This is a genomic window from Bacteroides sp. UBA939 (genome assembly GCF_002293435.1).
Taxonomy (GTDB): Bacteria; Bacteroidota; Bacteroidia; order Bacteroidales; family Bacteroidaceae; genus Bacteroides.
In genome coordinates, this window is the sequence record NZ_DBDF01000064.1 from 27,796 (window position 1) to 48,911 (window position 21,116).

The 21,116-nt window shown below is 44.3% G+C and carries 19 protein-coding genes; all 19 read left to right on the top strand.

Features of this window, described 5'->3' with window-relative positions:
- Positions 1-155 precede the first annotated feature (155 nt).
- The 19 genes from B2Z67_RS04330 to B2Z67_RS04420 all read left to right on the top strand — a co-directional run bounded on the left by B2Z67_RS04330 (position 156) and on the right by B2Z67_RS04420 (position 21,029).
- Positions 156-407: a hypothetical protein gene (locus tag B2Z67_RS04330; protein WP_291528594.1), complete on the top strand. Its 252-nt coding sequence runs from the start codon at positions 156-158 to the stop codon at positions 405-407.
- On the top strand, positions 407-1,819 hold the full coding sequence (locus B2Z67_RS04335) for a hypothetical protein (protein ID WP_291528595.1): 1,413 nt from the start codon (positions 407-409) through the stop codon (positions 1,817-1,819). Before B2Z67_RS04330 ends, B2Z67_RS04335 begins: the two co-directional genes overlap by 1 nt.
- Positions 1,816-2,739, top strand: a complete 924-nt coding sequence (locus tag B2Z67_RS04340) for a DUF6712 family protein (protein ID WP_291528596.1) — start codon at positions 1,816-1,818, stop codon at positions 2,737-2,739. Before B2Z67_RS04335 ends, B2Z67_RS04340 begins: the two co-directional genes overlap by 4 nt.
- A 2-nt stretch (positions 2,740-2,741) precedes the next feature.
- Positions 2,742-3,605, top strand: a complete 864-nt coding sequence (locus tag B2Z67_RS04345) for a hypothetical protein (RefSeq protein ID WP_291528597.1) — start codon at positions 2,742-2,744, stop codon at positions 3,603-3,605.
- Between the two features lie 201 nt (positions 3,606-3,806).
- A complete protein-coding gene (locus B2Z67_RS04350) occupies positions 3,807-4,229 on the top strand; it encodes a hypothetical protein (RefSeq protein ID WP_291528598.1) in 423 nt (140 codons plus the stop codon).
- 235 nt (positions 4,230-4,464) lie between these two features.
- Positions 4,465-4,920 carry a hypothetical protein gene (locus B2Z67_RS04355; protein ID WP_291528599.1) on the top strand — a complete coding sequence of 152 codons (456 nt, stop codon included), beginning with the start codon at positions 4,465-4,467 and terminating at the stop codon, positions 4,918-4,920.
- Between the two features lie 104 nt (positions 4,921-5,024).
- Positions 5,025-5,795 (top strand): hypothetical protein, encoded by a 771-nt coding sequence (locus tag B2Z67_RS04360; RefSeq protein ID WP_291528600.1) that lies wholly within the window; start codon positions 5,025-5,027, stop codon positions 5,793-5,795.
- Positions 5,796-6,085: 290 nt separating this feature from the next.
- Entirely contained in the window at positions 6,086-6,331 is a 246-nt protein-coding gene (locus tag B2Z67_RS04365; RefSeq protein ID WP_291528601.1) for a hypothetical protein, read from the top strand.
- Positions 6,318-6,578 carry a hypothetical protein gene (locus B2Z67_RS04370; RefSeq protein ID WP_291528602.1) on the top strand — a complete coding sequence of 87 codons (261 nt, stop codon included), beginning with the start codon at positions 6,318-6,320 and terminating at the stop codon, positions 6,576-6,578. Before B2Z67_RS04365 ends, B2Z67_RS04370 begins: the two co-directional genes overlap by 14 nt.
- Before the next feature lie 97 nt (positions 6,579-6,675).
- Positions 6,676-6,816 carry a hypothetical protein gene (locus B2Z67_RS04375; protein WP_291528603.1) on the top strand — a complete coding sequence of 47 codons (141 nt, stop codon included), beginning with the start codon at positions 6,676-6,678 and terminating at the stop codon, positions 6,814-6,816.
- A 214-nt stretch (positions 6,817-7,030) separates the two neighbouring features.
- On the top strand, positions 7,031-7,516 hold the full coding sequence (locus B2Z67_RS04380; protein WP_291528604.1) for a hypothetical protein: 486 nt from the start codon (positions 7,031-7,033) through the stop codon (positions 7,514-7,516).
- Between the two features lie 5 nt (positions 7,517-7,521).
- On the top strand, positions 7,522-8,130 hold the full coding sequence (locus tag B2Z67_RS04385; RefSeq protein ID WP_291528605.1) for a hypothetical protein: 609 nt from the start codon (positions 7,522-7,524) through the stop codon (positions 8,128-8,130).
- A 10-nt stretch (positions 8,131-8,140) separates the two neighbouring features.
- Positions 8,141-12,490 (top strand): phage tail tape measure protein, encoded by a 4,350-nt coding sequence (locus B2Z67_RS04390; RefSeq protein WP_291528606.1) that lies wholly within the window; start codon positions 8,141-8,143, stop codon positions 12,488-12,490.
- 4 nt (positions 12,491-12,494) lie between these two features.
- Positions 12,495-14,585, top strand: coding sequence for a hypothetical protein (locus B2Z67_RS04395; protein WP_291528607.1), 2,091 nt, complete (start codon positions 12,495-12,497; stop codon positions 14,583-14,585).
- A gap of 56 nt (positions 14,586-14,641) precedes the next feature.
- On the top strand, positions 14,642-17,365 hold the full coding sequence (locus tag B2Z67_RS04400) for a hypothetical protein (RefSeq protein WP_291528608.1): 2,724 nt from the start codon (positions 14,642-14,644) through the stop codon (positions 17,363-17,365).
- A 5-nt stretch (positions 17,366-17,370) separates the two neighbouring features.
- Entirely contained in the window at positions 17,371-18,570 is a 1,200-nt protein-coding gene (locus B2Z67_RS04405) for a hypothetical protein (RefSeq protein WP_291528609.1), read from the top strand.
- Between the two features lie 8 nt (positions 18,571-18,578).
- Positions 18,579-18,929 carry a hypothetical protein gene (locus B2Z67_RS04410; protein ID WP_291528610.1) on the top strand — a complete coding sequence of 117 codons (351 nt, stop codon included), beginning with the start codon at positions 18,579-18,581 and terminating at the stop codon, positions 18,927-18,929.
- Positions 18,926-19,996 carry a hypothetical protein gene (locus B2Z67_RS04415; protein ID WP_291528611.1) on the top strand — a complete coding sequence of 357 codons (1,071 nt, stop codon included), beginning with the start codon at positions 18,926-18,928 and terminating at the stop codon, positions 19,994-19,996. Before B2Z67_RS04410 ends, B2Z67_RS04415 begins: the two co-directional genes overlap by 4 nt.
- Complete coding sequence (locus B2Z67_RS04420; protein ID WP_291528612.1) at positions 19,938-21,029, top strand: hypothetical protein; 1,092 nt, start codon at positions 19,938-19,940, stop codon at positions 21,027-21,029. The genes B2Z67_RS04415 and B2Z67_RS04420 overlap by 59 nt, the downstream gene beginning before the upstream one ends.
- Positions 21,030-21,116: the final 87 nt, after the last annotated feature.

A 21,116-nucleotide genomic window follows, 5' to 3' on the forward strand; every position in this document is an offset into this window, starting at 1 on the left:
GAGTTTCCGACCGAAAGTTTTTTTTTCTCTTATATGCTGCAACGTCCCCCCCCTCAGAACGCATCTCGCACGTGATACCTCCATAACACCTCACACAGCATTGCTGTCCTTTACATACGCGCCCATGGGCGATACCTTTGCATCAAAAAGAAGCTATGTTAGACCGCATCCATCAAAGCAAGATAGTTGAAATCATGGAGAGACGTAAGGACGGAAGACCGGTTGAGTTCTCTCTTGAGTTTTGCAAGCGCAGTACCGGTGAACTCGTCACCTACGAATGTGCCGTGCTTACATCAGTTCACAGCGCCGGCAGTACCATCAACGTGCTGCCTGCCGGTGAGAGCAACCCACGCAAGATACGCCGCTGCCTGATTACCCGGATTAATAATCTCAAAGTATATTTCTGATGAATAAGATAGAAGTAAATAAGCCCGGTTATTCAACCTATGCGGTTCTGAATGGCGGCAAGGAAATCATAAAGTTCAGCGATAACAGCGATATCGTCACTGACAAGGAAAGTAAAGCCATGCCAGTGGTGCCCAAAGGGAAAACGCAGGAAATCATGTTTGTGCCCCGGGGGCGTAATAACAACATGATGTATGACATCATGAAAAAGATAGGGCATAACGTCACTGTAGGCAGTAACATTGAGTTTAAGAATAAAGTCATCTTCGGTGATGGCATAATGGTCTATCGCAAATACCGGGATAAGGATACAAGGGAAATCATCAAAGAAGAAGTTCTCCCGGAAGAAGAGCCTGATATCTTTGAATTCATTGAGAATAACAACTACTCGCACATCAGGCATGAGATTGCCAATGACCTGGCTATCTTCTTAGACTCTTATGTCGAATACCTGTTTGACAATAACAACCCGCCCAGGCTCGTACAAATCAAATCAAAAGAAGCCACCTGTTCACGTATCAGCGAAATAGACGATACAACCGGAAAGAGCGAGTGGCACGGCTATTCCGCCGAATGGCATAAAGGAATGCCGGAAGATGTTATTGCTACCAAGCTGCTTGACAGGCAAATCCCATTGCGCGACCTGAAAGTACGCATGGGTAAACTGCCGAATAAAGCCGGTAAACAGGAAATAGTTAAAGACCGGAACTTTATCCATAACATCCGTATCAATACACCCGGTCGCTTCTACTACAGCCGCCCATACTGGTGGTCTGTCTTCGCATCCGGATGGTATGACTTCAGTTCCGCCATACCGGTCTATAAAAAGGCGCTGATCAAAAATCAGATGACACTGCGGTATATCATCTACATAAAAGATCTCTTTTGGGAGAAACTGTACAAATCCCAGGATATCACTGACGATAAAAAGAAAGCAGAGTGCCGGGAAGCGTTTCTAAAGGAAATGAATGACTTCCTGGCAGGTGAAGAAAATGCCGGCAAAGCCTTTGTCACTGAATTCCGGTATGATAAAATCAAAGGCTTTGAGGACAAAGATATCATCATCGAACCATTGAAAAACGAAAAAATCGGCGGTGAATATATTGAGGATAGCGAAGAAGTAAGCAACATTCTCTGTTACGCCATGGGCGTGCACCCGTCTATCATCGGCGCATCACCGGGCAAAGGCAAAAGCATCAACGGTACTGAAGCCCGGGAACTGTTTATCATTGAACAGGCGCTTATGAAAATGTATCAAGAAGCCACGCTGGAACCGTTATACTTCGCCAAAGCCGTTAACGATTGGCCGAAGGATATCTATTTTTCAGTCACTAACTGCCAGTTAACCACATTGGACAAAGGAACCGGCGCCCAAAAGAATACAGGTTTAACCCCAGAAACAGAAGAAAAATGAACGCAATCATCCCAGACGCCGAAACCTTAAAGACGGTTGTCAAAATCAATGCAGCGATACCTTATGAGTCTTTATTGCCGTATATTAATGATGCGCTTGATATCTATATTGAGCCGCAGGTAGGTAATGTAATTGTAGAGATTGCCGGAACCGGCGGCGACACAACACTTAAAGATAAGGTATTGCGTTGCCTGGGACCGTTAACCCTTGCACTCGCCACCGACGAACTCGGTATTCAGTTCGGAGACAGCGGAATAACCGTTCAGAATGATCAGGGCAAGCGCTCACCCGCCAATGAAGCGAAGATTGCCGCCGCAAAAACAAACCTGTTCTACCGTGGTATGCAAGCCCTTGACCGTTTGCTGGATTATCTTGAACGCAATAAACCGAAGTATCCGAATTATGCGGATCATATCGGCATTACCAACCAGGTGCCTTGCTTTATCCGTTCCGCTCAGGAATACCAGGATATCGGTCTGGTGAATATAGACTATTCAACCCTGACTTACCGAACCATGTTGCCAACCCTCCGGCAAATCCAGGAGCGCCATGTCCGGGAAATGCTGACCGATGATTTATACAACCGGCTGTTAACCCTGACAGAACCGGATGCAAAGTTCAGGATACTGCAGGAAAATGTAATCAGGTACTTGGCCAATAAGTCGGCGGAACTGTACACCTCGCAGACTTCACGCCAGGAGCGAACCGGCTCCGGAACTCCGGAGTATCAACCGGTTCTCCGCCCTATCTATCAGGACAGCGCCGAAACGGGCAATTTCTTTGCCCAACAAGCCGATTATTACTCCGGCAAGATTCATGCCTTTGTGAATGCGAATGCTGACCATTTAGGTATCAGCAAGCCATCTGCAGGCATGAACTTCAACTCTAAGGAAAAGAAGTTATTCACCTCCATATCATAGTTATGCATAAAGTACAGATTTACGATGACATCTATCAATTGCCTGCCGATTGGGATGATTTGACACCCGCCGAGTTACTCTACTTAGTAAAGCTCACCCAAACCGATATCCCGATCGAAACCGTAAAAGTGCACATGTTGCTTTATTCTTTGAAGGCGCATGTTACCCGCCACCGGAAGATATACGGTGATAAATACCGGATATCTGTCGGAAAAGAAAGCGAGAATGTATGCTTTTGCGTGCGAAGAAAAAAATACCTGCTCAGCCCGGAAGAAGTATGTAGCCTGACGGACCTATTTCATTTCTTGTTTGAACGTGAGAATGACAGATACGGCAATGCCATACGCCACTACATCAAACCGTTACGCTTCGTCAATCCGTACCCGGCAATCCGCATCCGGATGCGTAAGTTCACCGGTCCCGATGACGGGTTATTTGATATCACCTTTGAACAATTCATGTACATGCAGACCTACCTTGATGCCATGCAACAGGAACCCCTAAAGATAAATCATCTGTTAGCCTGTCTGTGGCACCGTGGAAAAACATTCGATATCAACCGGCTGGATGATGACGCCGCATTCATCCGCCATCTGCCGGAAGCAAAGAAAATGGTTATGTATTGGTTTATCACTGGCTGTATGATCAACCTGACCGGTAGTTTTCCGCGTGTCTTCTCCGGAGGTAAGGGCACAGTCAAGCACAATGTATTCGATTCCCAACTGAGACTGCTGGATACCCTTGCCAACTCCGACATGACCAAAAAGGATGCAGTCCGGAAAGGTCTTCTCGTGGATGCGCTCTACACCATGGATGAATCAGTCAGACGCCAAGAAGAGATGGAAGAAAAGTTTAAAAAGCACTAAATTTTATCCTCTGTTATTAGAAAAGCGGAGCAAAAAAATCCGCTTTTTTATTGCATCTCAAACTACTTATTCTTACTTTAGCTCCTGCCAAACAAATAATAAAAACATGAATTCCTTATTATAGCGTAATCGGTCAAATCCGGTTCAGGTGTTGTTAGCCTGTTGGCGCGCTATAATGAGGGATTCTCCCTGCAAATTGAAATGGATGATTTTGCCAACAACTTCAAAAATACAATTTTATTAGACCTCTACAAGTCACCACAGAAGAAGCGTATTCAGCAGGATATATTCGATATTCTGAACATACCGTTACACCCTACTCAGCTCATTTCTTATCGAAAACAATTAGTTGCCGAGGGACTTATTAGGGAAGAGAATCCAGATGAAGATGATTCTCCCATTGAAGTTACTTCTAAAGGATATAAAGCAATACAGCTATATGGCAGTTACATGAACTACATAAAAGTCCAGAAGAACGACGCTTTATTAAGTAGAGAAAGCCAAAAAATGCAGCAAAAATATCTAAAATTGAAATATGTATGTTCTATAATAACTATCATTCTCAGTATTCTTTCATTTATAGCAGGAATCCTGCTATCAGACCGAATACAAAACATACTATAATAAATAATGATTTATAAATCATTGAAATCCGGAAACTATAATAATCATATTCCAGCTCACTCAACTGTTTACGGACTAATTCTAACTCTTCTTCACGAACCATAACAATTTATTTTCCGCTAAAGTACAAAAAAGTACGCATACTCCTTCTCTTTATCCTCTCAAAACACATCAATATTTGCACAGGTCAAATATTATTCTGATATTGCGGTCGAATTATAAACAAATTAATATTATGAAGAAAATTATTTTATTTGTATTGATGACTTTTATCATAAGTGTTAGTATGACTGCACAAAACGAACAAGAAGAAGTTATTCAGGTGCCCAGAAAGTCAGCAGAAACTGTTTATTGTGAATTGACAGGCACTAGTGGTTTCTCAGGCAAAAGTATTAAAATATCCTTTGATTTTGGTGAACAAGGGCATTATTACAGAGCATCGGATGATAATCAATTAGTTGATGAACAAGGCAAAGTTATAGGGTTCTCTTCAATGATTTCTGCCCTAAATTACATGGCTAAACATGGTTGGAAACTTCACACTGCATATTCTGCCACAGTAAAAGGATTAGGAGGTGCAGAGACTTACCGATACATCCTCACAAAAGAATTGGATTCAGATCAGTCTATTATGGATGGAATAACTTTGTTGGGTAGGTACAAAGAATTGAAGGAAAAAAAAGAGAAATAAGATAGTACCTCTGATAATCTTCATAAGAAGAATATGAAAAAGAATTCAATAAATTAACCGCTATAACAATAGTTGATTATCGTAATCAGTAACAATTTAATATTATGAAGACTAAAATTTCACTTGTATTGATGGCTTTGTTCACTTGTACTAACATGATTGCACAAAGTGCAGATATAGAAAAGTATATGAAGGGCACAGACGTAGCAAGTATTGACAACCAATTGATTTATCATGATGGTAAAATTGGTGTTAGTGGTTCTATTTTGACTCAAGGGAAATCAGCCCAACAATCCTTTATCAGTAGTATTATGTTTTTTGCTGAAAACATCCCGTCTAGAAACGTAATTAAAAAGATAGATGAACAAGGAAACTTCTTTGTTATAGTTATGAATATTATATCTGAATCTAATTTTTCAAAGAATGGAGGTCGATATAATTTTAGAATAGGGATAATGACAACTGATAACAGTATAGTATATAAAGTGGATGAAATAAAGTATGTTAAACAATCAGGATTACTTCTCAGTAATACTAAAGAAGAAACATTTGAAAAAATCTTCCCAAATGAGAAATCACTTCAAACAAAGAATACTCTTGTAAAACAAGAATTTACTAAAGGTATCAACGACCTTATAATGAAGTTGTCTAACCACTGCATCAACAACTCATACCCTATCATTAATCACTGGGCTGAAATAAAATCCGAGAAAGTAAAAATTGGAATGACAACAGAAGAATGTATCTTATCATGGGGAAAACCCGAAAAGGTTAATACAACGACTACTTCGTCGAATGTTCATGAACAATGGATCTATCCTAATGATAGCTATCTGTATTTTGAAGATGGGATATTGACTACTATTCAAAATTGATCATATCAACATTATTAAGTTCAAAGCGGAGCAAAAAAATCCGCTTTCTTTTTGTCAGTTCAAATATAATCACCATCTTTGCATTGCTAAACAGATTATTATTTAATAATCCCGGAACGAGCATCGGTCATTGCTCAATCTTTTGGGCTTTTTTTATGCCCTACGTTATGATATAGGCGGTTGCCTTTCCCTATTTATTTTTGCTCCCCGGAGTTAAGGATAATCTGTTTAGCGACACGGGAAATGGCAGCCGTTTTTTTTCTGCCTAAACGCTAAACAGATTATCCAAAATGAAAAAACAACCCACCGGCACCAACTCTTTCGTGCCCTCGTCCCGTTCCACGCAGGACATAAACCTGCTCCAAGAGCGTTATTATCGCAGTATGACCGACTGCGAAGTGAAAACCGATACCGACCGCTGGTATGTAGCGGAAATCTTCTCCATCTGTGCCGGCTTTATCTTCCCGCCGTGCTTCTTAGTAGCCATATATTGCGCCTATAAAGTCAAGAAAGGGGGCAAGAATGGACACGATTAACATCAATAACGTAGTAATAGACAACCAAGTTTTAGACGCCTTAAAAGACTATCAGGAAGATGGCGCCAAAATTGATGCCCAAACCTTGGATACTACAATCGACTACCTTTTTGAATCTTCTGAAGCGTTAGGTTATGCCAATAACATGGATGGAGATAACATGCTTAAACTTATATATAAGCTTCGGAAAATGAAAGATTGTTTGCTACGCTTGTTACCGGAAAAAGAGACAGGAGGTCAATCATGAGCCGCCGCACCAGGCGCGCCCGGCTTGCAGAAATGCAGTCCATCTGGCACCTCGTTTCCATCCGTTACGCATTTAATCACTTTAAAATCAAAACAGTATGAACAGACATGAAGCACTCCAGCTTGTTAACTCCCTGCTGGATCCCATCACTCCCATGGAAGAAAAACAATTGGCGGCTGCAAGATTATCCGAATTAATTCGTATCTTGCTGCCCGAAGAAAATAAGGAGGAAGAATGATGATGACTATATTAGCTTTATCCGGGATTGTCACTATCGGTATTTGTGTGATTAAAACAACCAAATCGTTTTTTTGGAAGATGATATGGACTGTTGTAGTCATATTCTTCTTCCTGATTATGTTAATGCCATAGTAATACCTCTAAATACTTGTCCTTTATAGCCCGCTCCCTGCGGGCTATTTTTGTGTCCATAACCAAAATATTGTATCGTTATGGGCATATACAATCATTTCGAATATGGCAAGCAGCTTGCCATCCAACTAAAGCCAATCAGCCACACAGAAGCAAAACCCCGTTTTTTCGAAGCGTTCGGACTGGAAGACCTGTTTAACCTGGATGACAAGTTATCCAGTGTAACCGGTATGATCTTAGTTGCTGTGGACGGATACGAATCCGACTCTCAGGATAACGGCGCCGACAGCTTAAATGACACCCTTCAATTTACTTTCATCGTGGCCAGGAACACGATATCCGACCGACCTCAAACCATCACCGCCGCGTTTAAAGAATGCCGCATTGTCTGCAAGCAAATCCGGAACAAGCTGTTTCATGACCCGAAACTTTTGTCAATCATCAACCGAAGTACCCAAATCAACGGTATCGGACCTATTGGTGACAACTTCTACGGATGTATGATTACCTTCTCCATCCAGGAAGGTGAAGACTTTTTCATTGATGAAACTTTTTGGAATCAATAGCAGCTATGGGATACTACAAAAACTCCAGGGATGCACGTAGCGCCGCAAGGAGGTATAACGCCGCTAAGCGCAAGCAAGATAAGCTCTCGGATGAATATGTTCCGAGGCTAATCCGGCTTGAGAGCATGTCAGAGACTGAACGCTATACCATGGTTCAAGATGCCGACCGCATGACTGAATACAACAATGCCATTATCGCATGGCAACATTCGGTAGCGGCACAACTACGCCGTGAAATCGCATCAAGAAGCCGGAAGGTAGCCATCAGTTTAAGGCCCAATACATATACCGACAAATACGGTATGGTTGAACGCTTAGGCTTTTCATTTCTTCGCCAAGGTATCTATATACATAAAGGCGCCGGTAAAGGGCAAGGAGGTTATACCGGTTCTAAATGGTACCAAATCAAACGAATTAACGGAACAGACGTGATGACAGCGATAGTCAGACACACTAATCCTAATTCTTTAGGCAAACAAGGAGAATCACCCCGTGAAACCTTCGAGTGGTTCGATCCGATAATAAAAAAACGTCTCCCTGAATTATCCGATATCGTATTAAAATATTTCGATACTATGCTGATTGATGCAACTAAAATCTACATTGATAACTAAAACCTGAATTATGGCAAATGATTTAAACCGCAGCATTAAAATCTACATTGACGGCACGCCTGCAGCGCAAGGAGTCGCCACTGTCGAAGCCGCTATCCAGAAGCTGGAAACAAAACTCTCTGCACTCAGTACCAGTGAAGCAAACTACGAAACCAAAAGCCGGAAACTTAAAAAAGAGTTAGAAACTAAATATAAGACACTTCAGAATTACAAAACCAAAGTGCAAGAGACCGAGACTGTTCTTAACAACCTGTCCGGTTCTTCTTATAATAAATTGATAGCCGTACAAGCTTTGGTACGCAAGCAGCTACGCGATGCAACACCGGATACAGAGCAATATAACGCTGCCCTGGATCAAAACCGGCGGGTTACCGAAGCCGTAACACGCGCCCAACAGGCAATGCGTGTGGAGGTCGGATGCCAGGGAACAACCTTGGGCAAAGCCGTAGGGCTATTCAATAAGTATGCCGCTGTTGTTACCGCCGGTGTTGCCGCCATCACCGGTGTAACCCTCAAACTAAACCAACTCCGGGAAAAACGTAATCAGCGCGAAGAAGCGAAAGCTGACGTAAAGGCTTTGACCGGGTTGGATGATGACAGCATCAACTGGTTGGAACAGGAAGCTAAGAGATTATCCACTTCCATGGACGAAGCCGGTATCAGGATTCGACAGTCCGCAACCGAGATCTTGGATGCTTATAAATTAGTAGGTTCTGCTAAACCTGAACTGCTGAATGACAAAGAAGCGTTAGCGGAAGTAACGAAGCAAACTCTTATTCTGGCTTCCGCCTCCGGCATGACACTAAAGGATGCTGTCGACGCCGTAACCTTATCCCTCAATCAGTACGGGGATGGCGCCGATCAGGCAGCAAGGTACGCCAATATTATGGCTGCCGGTTCTAAATTCGGTTCTGCCGCCGTAGAAGCTGTGACTGCTGCAGTAAAGAAATCCGGTGTTGCCGCTTCTTCCGCCAATATCCCTATTGAACAGCTTGTGGGTAGTATTGAGACTTTGGCCGAAAAAGGTATTAAAGACGAAATTGCCGGTACCGGATTGAAAAAATTCTTTCTGACCTTACAAACAGGGGCTGACGAAACCAATCCCAAAATTGTAGGGTTAGAAGCTGCTCTTAACAACCTGCAACAACAACAGCTATCTGCCGCTCAAGTGAAAAAGATGTTCGGTGAAGAGGGTTATAATGTCGCCAGTGTCTTGATCAACGAAGCAGAGAAGGTACAGTATTATACCGAAGCTGTCACTGGTACCACTGTTGCCGTTGAACAAGCCGCCATCAAGTCAACTACGGCAGCCGCCAAACTTGACCAGGCAAAAAATAAAATGAATGAAATGGGGATTGCCCTGATGGATAAGCTAAATCCTGCAATCGTATCATCTATTAACGGAGTTGTAAACTGGGGACGTAAGATTGTTGACCTGGTAGATTTCATCACCCGAAATATAGGAACTATCATCACCCTAACTACAGCTATTGTCAGTTACTATACGGCCGTTAAAATAGCTACTGTCCATAATGTTACTTTGAGAAAAGTAAACTTAGTCAATCTCGCCCTTACTAAATTGGAAGTGACATGGAACAAGACTTTACAAGCTTCTATTTTGTTGCTTTCCGCTGCAAAATTTGCTTTGACCGGTAATATAAATAGAGCCACTGCCGCTATGCGCCTATTTGGTATCATTACAAAAATGAGTCCGATCGGTATTTTAGTCTCAGCAATTGCAACATTAGGTGTAGGTCTTTATTTGCTTTTCAATCGTACTAATTCCGTAACAGATGCAATGAAACGCATGAATGGCGAAATACTCACCGAACAGCATTCGCTTGACAGTTTGTTTTCCGCATTAAATAAAACAACTGAAGGCAGTCAGGACCGTCGCGATATTATCCAAGAAATCAATGAGAAATATGGTACATACCTACCCAATCTGCTAACAGAAAAAAGCAATCTGGATGAAATCAATGACGCCTATAAACGCATTAATCGTTCTCTTGTTGAACAGATTGCTTTAAAATATAAAAATGAAGAAATACGAACTTTCATGGAAGGAGAGGAAGGTTGGTTTGGTAAAGATGGATTTGCCAAAACGCAAATAGAAGCCATTGAAGGTATTCGTTCGGAATTAGAAAAAAGGTTAGGCAGTGGTAAATTAGCGAACATGGCCATCAACGATATCAAAAGGACTACAGAAGAATACAACAAAGCCGGCATGAAATGGGAAAAGGCATTCGGCCAAGCTTATGATACTATCAAGGCAAAATATTTCGGTGGAAAATCTTTGGGTAATGATATTGTTTCCTCCAACATGGAGAAATACATTAAAAATGTGTATAAGATGAAAAAGGAAATCGACCGCGTGGAAAAGAAATATAGCCATTGGATGCAGCAAACACCAGAGAACGAGATTCCCGAGATAGTCATTACTGCCAAAAAAACTAATAATACTACCGGTGGTGAGACCGAAGAGGAAAAAACAGCCAGACTTGCAAAAGAACAGAAAGAAAGAGAGGAAGCAGAACAAAGAATCAAAATAGCTCTTAATAGAGAAAAGGCTCTCTATACGCAACAACAGGCTGACATCAAGAAGTTATATGCCGCCGGCAATGATGAAACTTTGAAAACCCAACAGCAATATGATGATAGGATGCTGGAACTTAAAAAAGAGCATCTTAACCGTATCATTGATATTGCCGGCAAGGGAAGTTCGGAAGCTGTTAACGCAGAAAATCAGTTGGCGGATATTCAGTTACAAGAACGTAAAGCTACCGCCGATTCGTTATCAAAAGCACGTGACAAGGAATTAGCTGACGAACAACAATTCTTCGACCAACAAAAGAAAGCCTATGAAATACAGCTACTTGAAAAGAAACTTACCAAGCAGCAATATGACATATTCATAGCAGCTACTACCAGCAATCATAGCGAGAAAGTACTTAAGATTGAAAAAGAGTATTATGATAAAGCCAAAGAACTGGTGAAACAGGGTGAAGAAACCATTGCTGACTTGGTGGAACAATCCCATGAGCGTATCACGAAAGCGACTTTGCAATCTACTAAAGATCGTTTGGCTGCTGAAGAAACCTATATGAAAAACTTAGGTATTCTCCGAGACATGGCTTCTCACGCATCTACCTCTCCCATTGATAAAGAAACCGCCGCTTACGAAGCAAAACTTGTGCAGTTGGAAGCTATCTACCAAGCAAGTATTAAATATGCCGAGATTACAGGAAAAGATACTTTAGAGATTAAGATGTTATATGATGCCGCTATAGAGAATGCAGAAAAGGAGTATAGAAAAAATATTGAGGAAATAAGAAGAGGAGAAGTAGCTAAGACTCTTGTTGATCCCTTTCAGCAAGAAGTTTTCAAAGCCTATACGGCAATTGAGGAACTGAAAGAACTGATGAATAACTTCTCCGACTACACCGAAGAGGAATTTAAAGAAAAGTTAGCACAGACTATTGGGAAACTAGTAAACTCTGTTACAAACGGTCTCTCCAATGCATTTAATACTTTTCAGCAAATAGAAATAGATAACATCGAAGCTAAGTATAATGCTGAAATAGAAGCTGCCGCCGGGAATTCTGAGAAGATCGAACAATTGGAAAGGGAAAAAGCACAAAAGAAGTTAGATATAGAAAAAAAATATGCCGATGTTCAATTTGCCATCAAGGCTTCTCAGATTATAGCTAACACAGCTATGGCTATTATGCAATGTCTTGCTCAACTTGGCCCGATTGCAGGACCAATTATGGCAGGCGTCATGGCCGCCACCGGCGCCATCCAGTTAGCATCTGCCAATGCCGAACGCCAAAAAGTGAAAAGTCAAACACTCGATGGAGGTTCTTCATTAGGTGGCACCTCACACAAACGTGTCGCAGTTCCGCAGCACGCCGAAGGTCGTTACGACGTCATCGGCGTCGATGATAACAAGTATTACAGCGGAGTACCCTATATCGGTACTTCTCCTACCGGCATAGTGCGTAGTCCGGCATTGATATCCGAAAACGGTGCGGAACTCATTGTCAATGCCGAGGATCTTCGACGGCTTCAGCGGCATGTCAATTACCCGCTTGTTCTGCAAGCCATCAATGAGAGCCGCCAGGGAAGTACAAAACCGGTACCGCAACATGCGGAGGGTAGCTATCCCATTGACAAGGCACCAAGTCAAGAGAGTAACAGCAATACAAATGGTGGGTTATCGCCGGAACTCCTGGAACGGTTGGCCAACGCTATCATACGCCTGGATGAGCAAGGTGCCAGGTCTTTCGTCGTACTCTCCGATTTGGAGAAAAAACAGGTATTACGTAACCGTTCACGCCAAATAGGTTCTAAACATTAATCGTATGAAAATAGTGAATACAGCTTCCGGGAAAGCATATCAACTTAAGCCCGGTACTCAACTGGAAATAGAACGCACAAACCCTTTCTTAAATGAATGGGGCGAACAGTCATTACCTACCGAACTTCCGGACACCGATTTGAACCGTCAGCTAACCGGTTACCCTGACATGATAGAGAACCGCAGCAAGGTTTCTGCAGATATAGATTGTACTATCCAGGATGGAGATTACTTCATGCCGGCACGGCAGGCCATTCTTGAAGCACAACGCCACGAAAAGATATCCACGGCATTCTATATGAATGAGGGTTCATTCTTCGCCAAAATAGCCGATGTCAGTTTACAGGAAATTTTTGGTGATGAAACGATACCGGGTGTGACATCGGTAGCTGAAGGAATTAACTTTTGCCGCTCGTTAGTCAATGGGAGTCATCCGGAGTTTGCCATCTTCCCAGTGCTTATCGATACGGGAGATACCTTTGATAACGGGAAACCTGCCTACAAACAAATCAACCGCTTCGGAACTACTTATGAAGGCAGCTTTATAGATTCGGCAAGCGGTCTTGGAAGCACGCTTGATTTTTATAATGCTGTGGAGCGGGAAGAAACCGTGGATGATAAGACAGTGAAAATCACGGCAGGTTTTTACATGTCTCCGTTTATCAAAGCCAATTATCTGTTAAAACGCATTTTTCAATATTTCGGTTATACCTTGCTTGACAACTTCTTTACGCAAACATTGCCTTTTACCAATATGGTGTTTATCAACACCTGTGCCGATGCGCTTGTAAACGGTACAATACGTATGGTTAACCTGATACCGGATTGTATGTGTAACACTCTTCTTGATGTGTTCAGGAAACGCTTCTTCTGTGAATTCATTCCAAATGAGATAACAAGAACCGTACAGATAGAGTTTTTTAAGGATATACCGGTACAAGAGGCATCATGCGATTTATCCCCTTATCTGACCTCTCATCCTCTCATTTCTTACCCTGAGAGTTACCAGCAGCTTTCGTTGTCATCGGAAGAAATTCTTTCTGATAATGAGGATACTGAGTCTGCAAACTCACTTGCTGACCTTGTCGCCAAATACCCGTCTGTAGAGTACAATCAAAAATATGGGTATTTCTTCCGGAGAGGTTTTTGGTATCTAAATTTCGGATGGCTTGTTGGGCCAAGGTGCATACCTGTGGAAGGCAAAGTATCGGCATCATCAATGCGTTACTATGCCGGTGGAGATCTACCGGAAAAAGAGATATCGGTTCCGGATTTGCAGCCTGAGTTTCGTGGTTATTCTACATGGAGTGGTTCATATTCCGCCTTGCATTTTTTGTTCGTGGGCGAACCCCGTTATCTGAACTCCGCCATCATTGAAGCCGGGGCAACAACACCGGATACGACGGAGATCAGTGATACATCTTCCAATGAAGAATTAAAACCGATGCTTGCTTTTGCCTATACATTGGCTGGCTACCCTCGCGGAACCATAACGAATTATGGTGCACCTGAAAGTATATTGACCGCTCTTCCTGATATCCGGTTATGGGATTACAGTCTCTGCTTCAACGGGCCGGAAGGTCTGTTTGAGAAGTTCTATCGTTCTTATGATGATCTTCTGCGCAATTCGTTGCATAATGTTAGAGTATCGTTATTGCTTCCCAGTAATTTGAAGTTATCCATACCGTCTCATTTACCCGTACTACTTGGCAATCAAAGGCTACTGATCAATAGCCTGAACTATCAGATTGGCGGTGAAAACGAACCTTTAGAATCCGAACTGTTAACGATGAAGCTTTATGAACCGGTAAATAAGGCTCCTGTCTTCAGTGATATTGTTACGTCACAGGATTACGAATGGATTGCCCATTCGGAAAATACCGCTATCACAGTATCCGAATATAGTTCATCCCCATATAAAGACCTGACCTTCGATCCGATTTATCCGTCACAGCGTCCATCGGCAGAGTTGGCCGCTTCCGGGAAAATCTATTATGAGCGAATCACCTGTATTCAGGAAGCAGGATTTTCGGGAGGTTTCGCTTATTACAAACACCGGTACTGGCTTACCTGTCAAAAGAAACAGAGCACTTGATTTGTCCTTTCGTCTCAAACTTCAACTCCATAATTTTGTGACATAACATTTAAGATATGGCTATACTTCAACAACCGGATACACTTTCGCTGAGTATGAATATCAGGAAATTCCTGATAAGTTCTACTCAGCAGGTTTCTTTTGTCCTCAAACAAGGAACGGAAGAAATCATATCGCACCTTTATGATCCTGACGAAAACAATCAGGTTGAGATTGATATCCGTGACATCGTTCATGGACGTTTATCATATCACCTGCAGGAAGCAATATCGGTTTATGAGCAAACGATGCTCGCCGCTGATTTTACGGCTGTGGTGGATGGTACGGAAGTTACGTTTCGCGTTATACGCGCGGGCGTTGACCGGTTGGCGGACTCTGCCGCAAATTTCCTTACCCAGAATTTTCTAACCTGGCAGCCATCGACTAAGGCGGTTACTTATTACTCTCCGGAGTTCTTGACCTATTATGCTGTAGTCGCCGGTTGCGTGAAGCTTCGTGCGTACTTCACGGATGATTCCGGAACCGCTGTATCTCAAACAGAATTAACCTTGGCTGAATTGACTGCCGGTAAAGCATATACCATACCTTTACAGTATAGTATCGCTGTAGGATTGCTTAATGACAGGAAGCCGGCATATTATGATGTGTGGGTGGAAAATGCCTCCGGTCAACGTCTTACATACATTCAACGGTATTATGCCGATATCGCCAAGTCCATTGAAGAGGACTGGGTTTTATTCGAGAATTCCCTTGGCGGGCTTGATACGTTTCGGGCTTACGGCAAGCTACAGCTTAAGGCTGAACATGTACATAACATCGTTGAGATTGACGAAACGAGTATCGAATATCGTATCGATACGGAACGCAAGTACCAAAAGAATACCGGTCACTTGAATCGCGAAGAAAGCCGCTGGTTGCTTGATTTCTTTCCGTCACAGAGAAAATACATTTACACCGGTAGTTATTTGCGTGCTATTGTTGTGGTAGGGAGTGATGTAACTGGTAATCTTCGTACATTGCCTTCCAACTATTCTTTTACTTATAAATTTGCGGATGCCCGGCCGTTGTTAAATCTTCCACGTAAGGATGTTCCGGCGGACATGCTCAATATTACAATACCTGATGCCGGGTCTTTTACGTTACCCCCTCGGTTAGCTGAAGTACCACGGCTTCCGTTATCTGAGGGGGTACTCTTTCCGGTTCAAAATCCGTATTCTGAGAAATGGGGTATTACGACGGCGGAAGCATTTGCTGATTTTGTAGGGCAAAGGCTTTCTTCACTTGTCGGTTCCGGTGGCGGGGTTGGTCATCAGCATGAAAATATGGACTTGCTGAATTTGCTTAGTTATGTGGCAGAATACTTGTTAGTTGGCGGAAAGAAAATTAAAGCCGGTTATGCGGATGTAGCAGGGGATATAGAGGGGGATAAGTACATTCGGAAAGACACCCCTGACAGTACCAATTTCCTCTTGGAATTGTTAGGCGGTTTACAGGTTGGCGAAGCCATAGACTCACTAATCGCGGGCAAGGGCATAATCGCGGATATATTGGGGAGGATACAGGCGTCCCGGATAGAGATCCGGGACTCGCTAATCGTTTTACGCCTAATCATCAACGAAATCCAAGCCATGTCCGGAGACTTCAGTTTTTCGGATTGTGGCACCATCGAAAAGGTGGAGCAACTGGATGACTCCACTTATAAACTATGGATAGAGAAACGCACGGACACCGACTGGACGAACCTTGATGTAAATGATGTGATGTTATCCATCATCAATACATTGCTTACCGGCGGCACCGATTATTATTCATCCTGGTTCCGTTGTGTATCCAAGAATGTAAATGACAATACCCTGACGGTAGTCCTCTATCCGGACACCGAAGTACCGGGAGGCAAGAACTACCCACCGGTGGAAGGGTATAACATCACCCGCAAGGGCAATGCCGTGATGCCTGATGCCGGTGAACTTCCGAACGAACGTGCGCAAAGCTGGCTGCTCTCGTCCCGTGAGGGGCGGATCATGTTTCTGCAAAACGTCTACAAGCCCATCCTGGAGGATTACAACTATGCCCTGACTATCGGCAGGTTCCCGAAACTGAAAGCCCTTGAGAGCCTGCCATTGTCAGACAGCGATACCGGTATATACGCAAAGAATATCGTCGCGGAGAACTTCTATCAAATTGACCATAACGGAGACGTGGTACCATCCAAGGTTGACCGCGGTGAATGGTCTTTAGAAATAGCTCAGGGAGTGTCACCCTACCGCAATGTCGCCCATGAACGGTTAACCGAAGCAGGTGCCACTTATACGCTGTTGGAGCAGCACACCGTCTACCACTTTGGCTGCAAATGGGGCTGCCTGATTGATAAGACTACTGAAGAACCGGAATGGAACTCTGCCGGATGGGTATTGCTTGAAGGCGACAAGAACTACCATCTTGACTTTACTTCCACCTCCGGATGGCAGTTTTTCAAGAGCAATGTGAATACCGATATAGCAGCTGTGGTGACTTATGGCAACCGTGATATCACCAATGTATTAATGGCTTCCACAGGCATAGAGATAGAGTGGTTGCGTGATACCGGCAATGTCCCTGCCGATAATAGTTGGAAACCTACCTACGTGGATGGACAGAAACATGTCATCCACCTGGTACCCGGTGATATGGGCAGCGAGTGGGGGTTATCGGTACGCACGGTGAAATTCATCTGCCGGGTGTTCATCCCGGTAGGCGGAGAAATGGAGAAAGTAGAAAATTATGTTGGATTTAAAATTTAAAGATTATGCCTATACAAACCCAACCCCAAGTTACACAGGTACATATTGACCCATATTCGTTCCTTGCCGAGATACAAGTGTTATCCGGCAACCCTGTGCAGAACTACAACAAGGATACGAATGAGTACGAACCTGACCGCTCGCTCATTCCCTGCGTACTCATGCCTTATATCTCCGTCATGGATCCGGAAGGTTTGATGAACGGCAGCCAGGCAATCACCGGTGCAGAATGGTACGAAGGCGCCCCGAAAGCAAACGGCAGTAACCGCATAGTCAACAATGACGACTACGCCATATCCGCTACCGGCAAGCCCGCGTACTCGCTAACCGTGAGAAAGAATATTGACTACAATTCCCCGGTGGAGATATACTGTATCTTCTCCATCACGGACAAGCGCAAGAATACGCAGGAGAAGTTTGAACGCAGCATCCCGTTCCGGACAACCCTCTTCGACTCAAACAACTATTCCCTGAAGATTAACCGTCCGAAGGGGTGGACAATCAACCCGCTTGAGGTAACACCGAACAGTAAGGGCGAGTGGCTGTTTGATATCACCGCCCAGGTGTATTCCGGGGAGGATAAGGTAGCGGACACCAACGCCGCCTACTGGTGGCAGGTTCTTGACGGCACCGCATGGCGTGACTTCACGGATGATGAACTGGAAATATGTGTCTCCGGCAAGAATGCGAACGGTACCTGGGGGAGAACCCTTACGCTGGATGCCCGGTTCTTCCGTAACATCTCCGTACGTGTCCGCGGCGCATATTACACCGGCGCACGCCCGTCTTCCCCTACCTCAGACGAGATGCAGGCAACCACCTCCATCAAGGTGGAGATGCCCGGCACGCTGCGCGCCGATATCCGGCAGACAAAGGGAGTGAAACTCACATCCCGGATGAATACGCCCGTAGGCTACGAATGTATCCTGTCGTACAACAAGCAGCTTATCGGTACCAATAAGGACGATTTGTTTATCATCGACTGGCACGCGAAGTCCGCCAAGCCGGGCAGTGACGCCGTAAACGTCGGACGCGGCAGGACTGTGGAGTTTATCCCCTCGAACTATTCGTTCGATCCCCTGTATCCAATCTCGGTGTACGCGTCAATAAGGATGTACGCGGTTACCGCATTGGTAACCAACGCCGAAAACAAGGTATTGTCCATGAGTGATGGCAAATTAGTAATAATTTCTAAATATGAGTAAATAGACTTATGAATTATCTGTTAGTTAAACCGGAAGAGCTGGACGGTCAGGGTTATGACTACCGGTATGCGGAGCGCATCCCGGACGGTCGCGTAATCCTGCCGCCCAGCGCCTTGAGGGTGCTTTCCAATTTTACGCCTGAGATACTCTCTGACGACAAGTTGAAAGCCCTGATCAAAGAACAAAAGGAAAGCGGTCTGTACAATCCTCCCGAAGACGGGTTGGCGGACGGGACGCAGGGTGAAGAACCGGGAACCGGTAGAAGTGGCAACAATGGTGACTCTCCGGGCGAAGACATTGCTACGGAAGAACCGGCTTCTACTGAAAGTCCCGTCATGGAGGAAGGAGGCGAACCATGAAAATAGAAGGAGGGTTTACCCTCATAGCCTTAATGGATGGTACCACCATCAACGGGATGTTACGCGTGGAAGGTACTCCGCTTGTGCAGCGGTACAACAAGGGCACAGCCGTCTTTATCCCTGACTTTGAAGCGTTGGCTGAGAACAGCCGGCCCACGGTTGCGGTTATCCTGCGTGATATCTCCGACGGTGATATCCTTATCCCTAACACCATTGAGTACCGGTACAATGACTTGTTGCTGACATTCGGCAGCAACGGGCTGTCTACGAATGCCGGCATGGTCGGCTTTTTCAAGAAGATAGACGCTTATAGCACGACTATCGGCGGTACCACTTACCAGGTATCGGCGTTGCGTGTGATGAAGAACCTTGTACCAATCTCCGGATATGACAATGACCGGATCACTGTTTCCGGAACGGTTGAGATTGCCGGCTCTTCCATTGCGTTCAAGGGCTTGTCAAAGGAAGTCGTTATCCAGGAGAGTACCGGTAACCAGTATGACGTGCTGGTATCCAACAACAAGGGTTCGCAGCTTCTTGCCGCAGGTGAATCCCTGACCGAGACGGCGCGCATCTTCAAGGATGGCGTCGAAATCACCGACTACACGGGATTTACATTCCAATGGGTGAAGATGCTCGGCGCCGGTGATACCAACATGGGTACTGCGCGTACACAGGCGGTCACTACGAACGATGTGGACAATGTACTGAAGCTGCGCTGTGATGTGAAACTGAACGGTTCCCTGGTGGCTTCCGGCTATGACGAAGTGACCGACTTTTCCGATCCCTATTATCTTATCCTGAAGATAACCGGGATAACCGGCAATACGGTCAGGAAGGGAGAGACAGCGACTATTACGCCTGTTGCCGCCAAGCGGAGCACAGGTGAGGAAGTGCCGTCACTCATTACAAGCTGGACATTCTCTTTCAAGGATAATGCCGGCGCCGCGTTTATCCTTACCGGTAAGAGCGCCGCTACATTCACGGGAACTAACGCGAAGGTGACTTATGAGGATATGGTACGCGCTAAGATGGGTATATCAGGCTCTATCAGCGGAACTGCGTAAATTGTATGGTATGGTACTGACAGGAACAATTTACTTGACAAGTGAGAGTGAGCGCCTTTGGATTGGCGTGAATCCGGAGACGGTGTCCCTGGATGCCAATAACATCCAGGCGGCTCCGCTGGACATCCGGTTCTGGTCGGGCGAGGGTAGCGGAAAAACGTCACTGACGGCTTATCTCACACTGAAAGTGGAGAGCGTGGTAGGTAGCAGTGTCACGACGCTATATACCTACAATTCGTCCGGAGTGGTGAGTTCGTATAGCTACACGATACCATCGGATAAGTATCCGACAGCTAACCGCATCAGTATCCACGCTTACGGGGATGCAGCCCGGAGCAAGGAAATTGACGGCAAGCAGGTGAACATTGTGGTTGCCAATCCTATACCGTTTCCCAGACCGGACGCTTGGAGCACGGGTAATATCTATAAGAATGGCGAGTTCTTTCTGCTTGACAATGTAGTATATATGTGGAGCAGCCGTGTTCCCGGCAACACACCGACTGATCCAAAAACATGGATACAGAACAATCCGAATAGTGGGCTTTGGACGCCTTACCAGGAGTATGCATTGCTTGCCACACAGGTATTGCTTGCTAAATTTGCTTTGATGGGTTCGGCGGTGTTCAAGGATGAATTCATGTTTTCCCAGCAGGGTGTTGATGCGGATGGTAATCCAACGTCTGATTACCGGGGATTTGGTACGGCTGATTTTACACCGAATTTATTACTTGATTTCCTGCAAGGTAAAATTATAGCCAATAGAGCTGAAATTAATTCTACGGGGGAAAGCAGCGGAATTTCCATCTCTGACGGCAGTTTTCGCATTTTAGGTTATCTTTTGGGAAACCAATCCTATATGGCAAGTTTCGGAGTTGGCATGCTACGAACCGGTAATCCTCAAATTCCGTATGCTATTTCCCTGCAAGCAAATTTAAAAGGGATTCCAAAGATTCCCGGTATTATACCGCTCTCGAACTTAGAAGTTGGAGACTTATATGTGGATGCTGACGGATTTGTGAAAATGAAGTTATAATATTAAACAAAAAAAGACTAAAAACAAATTGTTAAACTTGGGCGGTTTTAATAATAGAAGAAACGCCCGTTAAATATACCATTATGG

What these genes read in the sequence shown, in the direction of transcription:
- B2Z67_RS04400 (WP_291528608.1), top strand. Translation starts at nt 14,642, where the DNA reads ATGGCTATACTTCAACAACCGGATACACTTTCGCTGAGTATGAATATC.
- B2Z67_RS04420 (WP_291528612.1), top strand. Translation starts at nt 19,938, where the DNA reads ATGAGGATATGGTACGCGCTAAGATGGGTATATCAGGCTCTATCAGCG.
- B2Z67_RS04355 (WP_291528599.1), top strand. Translation starts at nt 4,465, where the DNA reads ATGAAGAAAATTATTTTATTTGTATTGATGACTTTTATCATAAGTGTT.
- B2Z67_RS04340 (WP_291528596.1), top strand. Translation starts at nt 1,816, where the DNA reads ATGAACGCAATCATCCCAGACGCCGAAACCTTAAAGACGGTTGTCAAA.
- B2Z67_RS04390 (WP_291528606.1), top strand. Translation starts at nt 8,141, where the DNA reads ATGGCAAATGATTTAAACCGCAGCATTAAAATCTACATTGACGGCACG.
- B2Z67_RS04375 (WP_291528603.1), top strand. Translation starts at nt 6,676, where the DNA reads ATGAACAGACATGAAGCACTCCAGCTTGTTAACTCCCTGCTGGATCCC.
- B2Z67_RS04345 (WP_291528597.1), top strand. Translation starts at nt 2,742, where the DNA reads ATGCATAAAGTACAGATTTACGATGACATCTATCAATTGCCTGCCGAT.
- B2Z67_RS04365 (WP_291528601.1), top strand. Translation starts at nt 6,086, where the DNA reads ATGAAAAAACAACCCACCGGCACCAACTCTTTCGTGCCCTCGTCCCGT.
- B2Z67_RS04370 (WP_291528602.1), top strand. Translation starts at nt 6,318, where the DNA reads ATGGACACGATTAACATCAATAACGTAGTAATAGACAACCAAGTTTTA.
- B2Z67_RS04360 (WP_291528600.1), top strand. Translation starts at nt 5,025, where the DNA reads ATGAAGACTAAAATTTCACTTGTATTGATGGCTTTGTTCACTTGTACT.
- B2Z67_RS04385 (WP_291528605.1), top strand. Translation starts at nt 7,522, where the DNA reads ATGGGATACTACAAAAACTCCAGGGATGCACGTAGCGCCGCAAGGAGG.
- B2Z67_RS04405 (WP_291528609.1), top strand. Translation starts at nt 17,371, where the DNA reads ATGCCTATACAAACCCAACCCCAAGTTACACAGGTACATATTGACCCA.
- B2Z67_RS04415 (WP_291528611.1), top strand. Translation starts at nt 18,926, where the DNA reads ATGAAAATAGAAGGAGGGTTTACCCTCATAGCCTTAATGGATGGTACC.
- B2Z67_RS04395 (WP_291528607.1), top strand. Translation starts at nt 12,495, where the DNA reads ATGAAAATAGTGAATACAGCTTCCGGGAAAGCATATCAACTTAAGCCC.
- B2Z67_RS04335 (WP_291528595.1), top strand. Translation starts at nt 407, where the DNA reads ATGAATAAGATAGAAGTAAATAAGCCCGGTTATTCAACCTATGCGGTT.
- B2Z67_RS04380 (WP_291528604.1), top strand. Translation starts at nt 7,031, where the DNA reads ATGGGCATATACAATCATTTCGAATATGGCAAGCAGCTTGCCATCCAA.
- B2Z67_RS04330 (WP_291528594.1), top strand. Translation starts at nt 156, where the DNA reads ATGTTAGACCGCATCCATCAAAGCAAGATAGTTGAAATCATGGAGAGA.
- B2Z67_RS04350 (WP_291528598.1), top strand. Translation starts at nt 3,807, where the DNA reads ATGGATGATTTTGCCAACAACTTCAAAAATACAATTTTATTAGACCTC.
- B2Z67_RS04410 (WP_291528610.1), top strand. Translation starts at nt 18,579, where the DNA reads ATGAATTATCTGTTAGTTAAACCGGAAGAGCTGGACGGTCAGGGTTAT.